Annotated in this window: 7 protein-coding genes and 1 pseudogene; 7 read left to right on the forward strand and 1 reads right to left on the reverse strand. The window is 57.0% G+C overall.

The window, feature by feature from the left end:
• The coding region (locus tag K359_RS0145225) for a helix-turn-helix domain-containing protein (protein ID WP_029084936.1) at positions 1–191 on the reverse strand (191 nt) is incomplete at its 3' end.
• Positions 192–424: 233 nt separating this feature from the next.
• Here K359_RS0145225 and K359_RS0145230 point away from each other — a divergent pair.
• From K359_RS0145230 to K359_RS62545, 7 genes and pseudogenes are all read left to right on the forward strand, one after another.
• Complete coding sequence (locus K359_RS0145230; protein ID WP_029084932.1) at positions 425–1,771, forward strand: polysaccharide biosynthesis/export family protein; 1,347 nt, start codon at positions 425–427, stop codon at positions 1,769–1,771.
• A 125-nt stretch (positions 1,772–1,896) separates the two neighbouring features.
• Positions 1,897–2,925: a GAF domain-containing protein gene (locus K359_RS0145235; RefSeq protein WP_029084933.1), complete on the forward strand. Its 1,029-nt coding sequence runs from the start codon at positions 1,897–1,899 to the stop codon at positions 2,923–2,925.
• Positions 2,926–2,984: 59 nt separating this feature from the next.
• On the forward strand, positions 2,985–3,998 hold the full coding sequence (locus tag K359_RS0145240; RefSeq protein WP_156929071.1) for a tetratricopeptide repeat protein: 1,014 nt from the start codon (positions 2,985–2,987) through the stop codon (positions 3,996–3,998).
• Positions 3,995–5,512, forward strand: coding sequence for a GT4 family glycosyltransferase PelF (pelF, locus tag K359_RS55915; protein WP_051346807.1), 1,518 nt, complete (start codon positions 3,995–3,997; stop codon positions 5,510–5,512). Before K359_RS0145240 ends, pelF begins: the two co-directional genes overlap by 4 nt.
• Complete coding sequence (gene pelG / locus K359_RS0145250; RefSeq protein ID WP_029084935.1) at positions 5,513–6,892, forward strand: exopolysaccharide Pel transporter PelG; 1,380 nt, start codon at positions 5,513–5,515, stop codon at positions 6,890–6,892. It abuts the gene before it with no gap.
• A 564-nt stretch (positions 6,893–7,456) separates the two neighbouring features.
• Positions 7,457–8,473, forward strand: a complete 1,017-nt coding sequence (locus K359_RS55920; protein WP_063619004.1) for an SDR family NAD(P)-dependent oxidoreductase — start codon at positions 7,457–7,459, stop codon at positions 8,471–8,473.
• A gap of 444 nt (positions 8,474–8,917) precedes the next feature.
• Positions 8,918–9,061: pseudogene (locus tag K359_RS62545) on the forward strand (IS110 family transposase); the annotation flags it as partial.
• Between the last annotated feature and the right edge of the window lie 95 nt (positions 9,062–9,156).

A 9,156-nucleotide genomic window follows, 5' to 3' on the forward strand; every position in this document is an offset into this window, starting at 1 on the left:
ATGCGCTTCGATTTGCGGTCACCGCCCTGGCGTTTAGGAACGATGTCGCCAACTTCCTTGAGGCGACCGCGCCAGCGGATCGCGCTGGCCGCGCTGACACCAAAGCGCTCGGCAGCCTGTCGACAGGACATGCCACCGTCAATCGCTGCTACCACCCTTTGGCGAAGATCAACCGAAAGCGCCCTGGCCATACATGCTGGCCTCCCTCGCCAGCATGTAGCTTGAATCTGACTCGCGCCGTTTTGGGAATCCCCACCCGATTCGTTCCGGTCGGAAAATGCTCTGGTGGCGGCCTGAGTTTCACATGAGAACGACTAACGTCTTCTGATCCGGATCAGAATATGTTTCGTGCAGAACCAGGTCGAGCGCGCTAAACCTGAAGGTCACGGTACGATGTGATCTGAAACAAATAAGGCCACCGCCGATGAGCAGAGCGCGGCTGATCCAGCTCAACACTCCAAATCCTTTGCGGCGAGGGAAAGTCGGTGCGTTTCTTGCGGCGAAATGGATTTTTTTGCTGTTATTCTGTTTGGGTCGGCCGGCCGCTGCCCATGCCGAAGAATACCGCCTTGGTCCGCAAGATAAGATCCGAGTAAGCGTGGTTGAGTGGTTCGCCGCAACGAATGAGCTTAGATCCCCTCTCACGGGAGAGTACACGATCAGTCCCGCTGGAATGATCTCTCTACCCCTATTGGGAGATACTTCCGCCGCAGGTCTGGACCTGCCTGCGCTGGCCAAGGCGATCTCACAAAAACTCCGGGCTAAATTGTCCCTGAGGGAGCTGCCGACCACATCGGTCGAGATAATAGAGTTCGGGCCGTTCTATGTTCTGGGCGAGGTGGAGCGACCGGGAGCGTACCCCTATCGTCCTGGGCTAACCGTCCTTCGGTGTGTCAGCCTGGCAGGGGGGTTCTACCGCATAAACCCTGCGGTTGCGGTTCAAGCCGAAAGGGATGCCGCCACAGCCAGAGCTACCTTGCAAGCGGGGGCGGCCAGGATCGATGAGCTCCGCGCACGGGAAGCAAGGCTAAATGCGGAGCTCAGCGGCGGGAAAACCGTCGAATTTCCTGCTGACATGTTGAAACGCAAATGGAACTCGTCCATCGCCCAGCTGTTGCGTTTGGAAGAAACCATCTTCGAAGCCCGCCGTCGCGCTTTCGAGACCGCATTGGAGTCTGAGAGGAACGCGGCCACGCTGTTGGAAAAGGAGTTGGAAGCTCATCAGGGACAGGGGGCCAGCCTCAAGCGCCAAGCGGACGGTATTCAACGCCAGGTAGACAACCAACGCAACCTTCAGGCCAAGGGACTAGCACTCTCTGGCCGAGAATTCGACCTGGACCGCATCCTGGCTGACGTAGAAGTCAAGCAGCGGGATCTCGAAAGTCGGGCCTTAAGGGCCCGGCAAGATCGCGGCAGAGCTGAAGCGGCGGCGCTTAATGCCGAGAACCGAAGAAGGGAGGAGATCGCCAGCGAACTGCAGCAGGTTCAGGCAAAGCTGGCTGAACTTTGGCAGCAGGTGCGGACAGCTCAGCCAATCACAACTGAAGCCGAGCGTGTCCCAGGCAAGAACCGGGCGTTCACCTTCAACATTGTCCGCAAAAACCTAGAGAGCGGAAGTGAGACTGAGATCACTGCAACTGAATCGACGCCGATCCTGCCCGGAGACATGCTGAGAGTTCAATTCGGTAGCGATCAGCCATACTCTCCAGGACCAGGTAGATCTGCTTTCAAGACGGGCGCGCTGGAAGGCGCTCCTAAGGGAGCCGAATAGCTTTGCAGATCCAGGCTGGTTACGGGATCAATCCATTGGCGCCGTTCTGATTGGATCACGCCAACGTCCAAGGGTACGGCCGCACCCGGCTATTACTTATACTTCTCGATCCCATGAGATCTCAGATGGCAGAACACAAGGGAACAGAACACGGCACCCGGTCGCCGCGGCGCATCTTTGGGGTGCGCCTTTCCGCGCTACTCGAAATCATCGGCTTCCTGGCTGTCACTCTCGTCTTCTCTTTACTCTTCGACGCTGGCAATCGCTTCTTGAACGTCTCGCCCCACCCGTTCTGGATTCCTGTTCTCCTTGTATCTGCTTACTACGGAGCAAACGAGGGATTAGCTGCGGCTATCCTTTCGGCAGCGGCCCTGCTTACCGGAAATCTGCCCGAGCAGGGGTCTAGTGAGGACCTCTCTGCTTGGCTATTGCGGGTCACCGCCGAGCCCGTGCTCTGGTTTGTCGCGGCCATCGTGCTTGGACAAGTTGGAGAGAGTCATCGGCGCGAGCGTGACAGACTGCGTCGTAACCTGCAGGAAGTTGGTCAACAGGCTGATGTCATTTCGCATGCTTACGAGCAGCTCGCCCAAGCGAAGAGTAGCCTAGAGAAGAGGGTGGCGAGCCAAGTGCAAACGGTACACACTGTGTATGTTGCGTCGCGCGCGATCGAGCGACAGAGCACACATGAGGTGTTAATCGGGATCGCTGATCTAGTCCGGTCAGTCATGTCGCCGATTAAATTTTCGCTTTTTTTGCTCAATGGGCAGATCCTGGAGGCCGCGGCAACCGAGGGATGGATCCCAAGCAATCTGCTCGTGCACGAATTCGACGGCTCTTCTGCCCTCTTTGAGGCCATTGTCTCACGTCGGCAGTTTCTTTGTGTAATGAATCCCGTTCATGAAGCCGTTCTGGGGGGGCAGGGCGTGTTAGCCGGGCCACTGGTGTGCGAAACCGGTGAAATCCTAGGCATGCTCAAAATCGAAGAAATCGATTTTCTCGATCTCCACCCTTCCTGCGTGCAGAACTTTCGGATCCTGTGTGAGTGGATCGGCACAGCCTTTGCGAATGCTCAACGCGTCGAGCAACTCCAAGATGGCCTGTACGTCAAGGAGCTGCACCCACATCCGCAAAGCTTGGCAAAGCCACGTCCGTGATCCGCTGGCCCACCAGGCACGGCACCCGTTTGTACGCTTGGATCACTGCAGCGATCGTCTTGGCCGCCGAGTTGACGCTGGCTCAGCTAGCAGTTTCGGGGGGCGATGATCGCATTCCGGTGCTGGTGGTAATTCACGTGGTGCTTGCAGGGGTCTCGGGAGCCTCCGCGAGTTGGCTGTATCGGCGCGGAGAACACAGTCCAATTTTCCTGCTTTTTGTCGTCTCGGTGATAGCTCTAGGCCCCATCGGGGCAGCAGGTTCAACGATTGCCGCCTTGCTTCATTTGGTTTTTGTCCGCCGAGCAATTCCCTTCGAGCGCTGGTATGCGTCACTGTTTCCGGGCGCGGAGCATGATCAAGTCCGAGCTCTCTATGCGACGATTGCACTGCGCGGTGCCGGCCCGGGGGCTCGGTGTACCGCTGCCCCGTTTACAGATATTTTGGCGCTGGGGACGGTAAAACAAAAGGAAACCGTAATTACTCTCATTACAGACAACTTCATCCCCGCGTTTTCCATAGCCCTTCGCAGGGCTTTGAACGATGCTGAGCCAGCAATTCGGGTCCAGGCGGCGTCAGCCGCCGCCCGAATTGAAAATCAATTCCTTGTGCGATCGATGGCTATCGCGGAGTCACGGGCGGCACCGCGCGACGAGCCGGAGCGACTGCTGAATCTGGCGCGTCTCTACGACGAATACGTGCAGACGGGACTCATGGATGAAACACGGGCGAATGCCACGCGCCAACAGGCGTTAGAACTGTACGAAGTTGTGCTCAGCAGGGGCGTTCAGAATCCTTCCATTGTGGAATCCTTGGCTCGACTTCTCATAGAACTTGGCCGAGCCGATGAGGCGGTGATAAGGCTTGAGGCCTGGCTCGCGAAAGCTCGCTCGACGAGGCTACTTGCGCGCTATATCGAGGGTCTCTTCGCCCTCAGGCGCTACGACCAAATACGGAAGGTCTGCATCGGCTTCGTCGACGAGCTCTCGACGGCCGACCTCCCGGACGGCGTGCGCGAGTCAATTAGTTTGTGGTCAGCCCCAGGAGCAATTGCCGAGGAGGCGCGCGCTCTATGACGATTGGTAAATTGAAAGCCGACGTGTGCCTCATCCTAGAGGGCGCTTATCCGTATGTGGCAGGAGGCGTCTCTAGTTGGACGCATGATCTCATGAAGGCTCAGCACCACCTCACGTTCCACATTGTTGCCCTCTCCGCCGATACTTCCCCTAAGACACTCCGATTCAAACTACCGGCGAACGTCACAGGGATTACCGAGATTGTGCTCCAGCAGTCGGAAACTCGCATTCCGGAGGGGTGTGCGATCGGGCGCCTTATTGCAGACTTGGAGCCGCCGCTCGCTCGCCTTCTCAGACAAGGTGGGTTGACGGACTACCGGGCTGTGCTAGCCGCGATTCGGCGGCAGCCGACAATTGCGACCCGAGCAGCTCTCATGAATTCTGAGCCTGCTTTTGAAATGCTCCAGCGTATGTACGAGCAGTCCATCCCCGGCAGCTCATTCCTGAACTACTTCTGGAGCTGGCGAGCACTGGCTGGTGGGCTCTTCTCCGTCGTTCTGGCTGACCTTCCGTGTGCACGCCTCTATCACGCCGTCTCGACGGGTTATGCAGGGTTGGTGATGGCCCGGGCCGTGATCGAAACCGGGCGCCCCGGACTCCTGACAGAGCATGGGATCTACACCAACGAGCGTCGCGTCGAGATCGCGATGGCGGATTGGCTGGCAGATAAGCTGCCAGGATCTCTTGATATCGAGCGAGGACGACGCGATTTGCGAGACGTCTGGATCGATGCCTTTACAGGCTACTCGCATGCCTGTTACGAGGCCGGCAGTCGGATCACGACCCTCTATACCGGCAATCAAATCCTGCAGATCAGGGACGGTGCGCCCGAAGACAAGCTCACAATTATACCTAACGGGATTGATTATGAAAGCCTTTCACGAATTCCACGCGACACCTCGCGTTGGCCCCCCACGGTGGCACTCATCGGCCGCGTAGTCCCAATTAAGGACGTCAAAACATATATTCGTGCAGCCGCCTTGCTACGTGATTTGGTGCCAGGGGTCCGTGTGCTGCTGCTTGGCCCGACGGACGAGGATCCCGGATATTTTCGCGAATGCCAGGAGATGGTCTCCTATCTTGGCCTCTCCGATACTTTCGAATTCACAGGGCCAGTAAAATTGCACGACTACCTGGGACGCGTCGATGTGATCGCCCTTACCAGCATAAGTGAAGCTCAACCTCTCGTCCTGCTCGAGGCGGGGGCGGCCGGTGTGCCTAGTGTAGCCACTGACGTCGGTTCGTGTCGGGATATCATATTTGGTCGTGCTGACGAGGAGCCCCCGCTCGGACCGGGCGGTTTCGTGACCCCTCTTTCGAACCCACTCGCTACGGCAAAAGGACTTGCTGACCTGCTGATCGACCCTGACCTAAGGAAACGCTGCGGCGAAGCGATCCGACGGCGAACGAAGAAGTACTATAATAAGAGGATTGTGGATCAACAATATCGCGCCCTTTATGAGGAGTACCTTGCCATGCCTGATCATGTCGTGAGCGCGGCGGCTGTCTGCTAAATGGCCGGGATTGGTTTCGCACTCCGGCGCCTTTCCCGGCATGACACTTTAACCGCCGGGCTGCTGAGCCATGCCCATGCAGCGGCGGTGTCGGCCGGTCCCTGGCTCTTCACTGTGGTTGCTCTGGGCGGCGTGGAAATGTTCGGCCGGGGCCTACTTCCTCGCGAGGAACTGGCTCGCTTCTCGACCGTGATCATCTACAACTTCGCTTTCTCGTTGGTGCTCGCAGGCCCAATTGTGCTTGTCATCACCCGGCATCTGGCTGACAAAATCTATGCTAAGGACATCGAGGATGCGGCGGGACTGCTGCTGGGAGCACTCGCGTTACTGTACGGCGTGCAGGCCTTAATTGCCATTCCGTTCTATGGCTTTGTCGTGGACATGCCCGCCACAGATCGTGTTCTCGCAATCGTCGGATTTTTTGTGGTTGGGGGAATTTGGCTCGCGTCAGTCTTTCTATCGGCGCTCAAAAGCTTCGAGACAATCAGTGCTGCATTTGGTGTCGGCATGGCGGCGGCTCTCTTCCTCGCTATCCTGCTGACGAAATTTTTTGGAGCCACAGGTACATTGGCCGGTTTCACGGTCGGTCTTGCACTTGTATTTTACATCCTTGTCGCTCGCATTTTTGCCGAGTACCCCTATGATGTCGTCCGCCCTTTCGCTTTCCTGCGTGCATTTCGTTCGCACTGGGAGTTTGCCGTGATCGGCCTTTTGTACAATGCGGCGATCTGGGTCGACAAATGGGTTATGTGGTTGTCGCCCGGACATAAAGTCATCGCGGGTGCGATGGTTGTGCACCCAGCCTACGACGGTGCTATGTTTCTAGCTTACCTGACGATAATACCGGCAATGACTCTCTTTTTGGTATCGCTCGAAACCCGTTTTTTTGAAAAGTATCTTCAGTTCTATCGCGATATCGCAAGCCATGCCACCAACGCCGAAATACGGCGCAGCCATGAGGAGATCGTTGGCGCGCTCAGGGAGGGGTTCCGTAATATCGCTGTACTCCAAACGGTCATTTGCTACGTTGCGATTCTCGTCGCGCCAGGGCTCATTGGCATGGCACGCGATGATCTCGAACTGGTTCCGATTTTTCGATTCGGCGTTCTCGGCGCCCTCTTCCAAAGCCAGCTTTTATTCACATTGGTTATTATCTCGTACTTTGACCTTCGCCGAGTCCTGCTCGCGGTGACGGCAGTGTTCTTCTTCCTAAATGCGGCTCTGACCTGGGTGTTTATCCCGTTGGGCGTTGGTTACCAGGGTTACGGCTACTTTCTCGCAACATTACTGTCTTTCGTTTTTGCTTATGCAATGGCGGCGCGACGCATTTCACGGCTGCCATACATCACATTCATTGCAAATAATCCGGCGCTACGTTGATTTGGTGTTCGAGAATGAATCCGTCGCAAAGCACGAGAATGGAGTTCCTGCCATGCGTAAAGACTTTTCCCTAAGTTGATAGGAAACTCGATGGAAGCAGTGACAATCACGCAAGTACTGGGCGATGAGGCGGTGCGCCTTGTCGGTACGAGCAGGCGGTCTGACCAGGCACACCCGGTCCCTCCGTGGCGAATTGTTGGTGTCAGGTCGGCTATTTGCCTGAGGCCGTCCCCGGGCTTGCCGCCCCATCGAAACGACCTGGTCCAGCTTGATCGATCAATCCGGTTGCAGCAGTGGGGCAATTTTGACCGACCGACTTTCGGGCTGAACTAATCGAGCGCGGAATTCTGATCGAAGTCAGTAGAAAAGGACAATATCAGTACAACGCTAAGTGCCCAGACATTGAAATCCGTCTTGGTTTGGAGCACCATCTTAAGGGGAGGTGATGAGCGACGTCGACCGGTGCGGCGCCATTCCAAGCGCGGGACCTTTCTGCCCATACCAGCGAAATTGCGCTCCGACTGTTTCAAATAAGCGCCATTCCAGGGAGTCCTCTCAATTATTATGGCAACGTATCTCGTTACAGGAGGCTGCGGGTTCATCGGCTCGCATCTCGCGGATGCCCTCATTGCAGCAGGCCATTCCGTTCGCATCTTGGATGACCTCTCTACGGGCAAGCTGGCGAATAAGCCGCAAAAAGCTGATTTCATCCGAGGGGATGTTACCGACGAGAGGAAAGTCGCTAAGGCGATTAGCCAGATTGACGGGTGCTTTCACCTTGCAGCCATTGCATCGGTAGAGCGGAGCAATCTGGATTGGATCGGGACACATCGGACGAATTTGACGGGCGCCATCACCGTGTTCGATGCAGCCCGACGAGCGAAGGCTGCAGGCTCGGTCCCCGTGGTTTTTGCATCCTCCGCCGCGGTGTATGGGGACAACGCGAACATCCCGTTGGCTGAGACGGAAGCCGGAAAGCCGCTATCGGCCTACGGCGCGGATAAGCTGGGCTGCGAACAGCACGCCTTCGTGGCAGGGAAGGTCCATGGCTTGCCAACCTGTGGTCTAAGGTTCTTCAATGCCTACGGCCCGCGCCAAGATCCCGCGTCGCCCTATTCAGGTGTCATTTCAATTTTCTGCAATCGTCTGAAAGCTGGACAGGGGATCACGATTTTCGGTGACGGCCAGCAGACACGCGATTTTATCTTTGTGGGCGACGTTGTGCGCGCACTCTTGGCAGCAATGGAGCGGGCGTCAGCTGAGGGTAATGTCTACAATGTTTGCACAGGCCGGAGGACGTCGGTCTTGGATCTCGTTCACACAATTACTGGCATCCTCGGCACCACTGTGTCGCCAAACTTTAGCCCGGCCCGCGCCGGGGATATCCGAGCCTCGCTTGGCGATCCGTTGCGGGCGTGCCAGGAACTCAAGTTTGAAGCCCAGACGGATTTGAGAACAGGCTTGGCTATAACTCTAACATCTCTTTTAGATGCAGCAGGACCAAGTGATCCCGGCTGCTTCTCGAACGAAGTGCGAGATTCGGGCGATCTTGGTTTTGCTCCAGACTGTGGACAGAGTTAGGCCGCTCTACGCGCTGTTTTGGTTGCGATTGATCGATCCGGTGGCAAAATGCAGGCGGCGAGACACATCGAAGGCGACAGTATGGACGACGTGTTCGGCCATCTTGATCCACGGCTCCAGAGAATTTGGGCCGACGGTAGCAGCGGTCGGATTGCAAGGCGATGGTCTGCGACGGACGACTGGCTGCCACCTCAATGGCTCGATTCTAGTGCGGAAAATAGAAATTGTCTGTCGAATGGCCTGTGTACTGCGGCGCGGTTTTGAGACACTCGGCTCAGCCTATTCAGGCGGCCAACTTTAGATCGGCCGTTGCGGTCTGATCAAGCCGGCATTGATCGGCTCGCACCTGGGCTGGGGTACGATATCCGTGCCGGGCGACGAGCCCGGTTTCGTTGTCGCGATTGGCGAACTCGACGAGTGCGGTTCGCAGCTCTTCGATGGTGTCACAAGCGGGGTGAACCCCGGGTCTGTGCGATGATCAAGGCACCGACTCCCGAGGAAGAGGACCGCCGCCGCCTCTGCCGCGAGCGCAAGGTACTGATCGTCGAGCGGGTCCGGCACGTCAATCGCGTCAAGGGGCTGCTGTTCTGTATCCGTCCGAGGGCGGCCGTCTTGCGAGTTTTTCCGATCTGTAGCTGACTGTCCTTATGGACGGACATAAGGACAGTGCGGTGCTGAGCCGC

The organism is Bradyrhizobium sp. th-b2 (genome assembly GCF_000426785.1).
Taxonomy (GTDB): Bacteria; Pseudomonadota; Alphaproteobacteria; order Rhizobiales; family Xanthobacteraceae; genus Bradyrhizobium; species Bradyrhizobium septentrionale.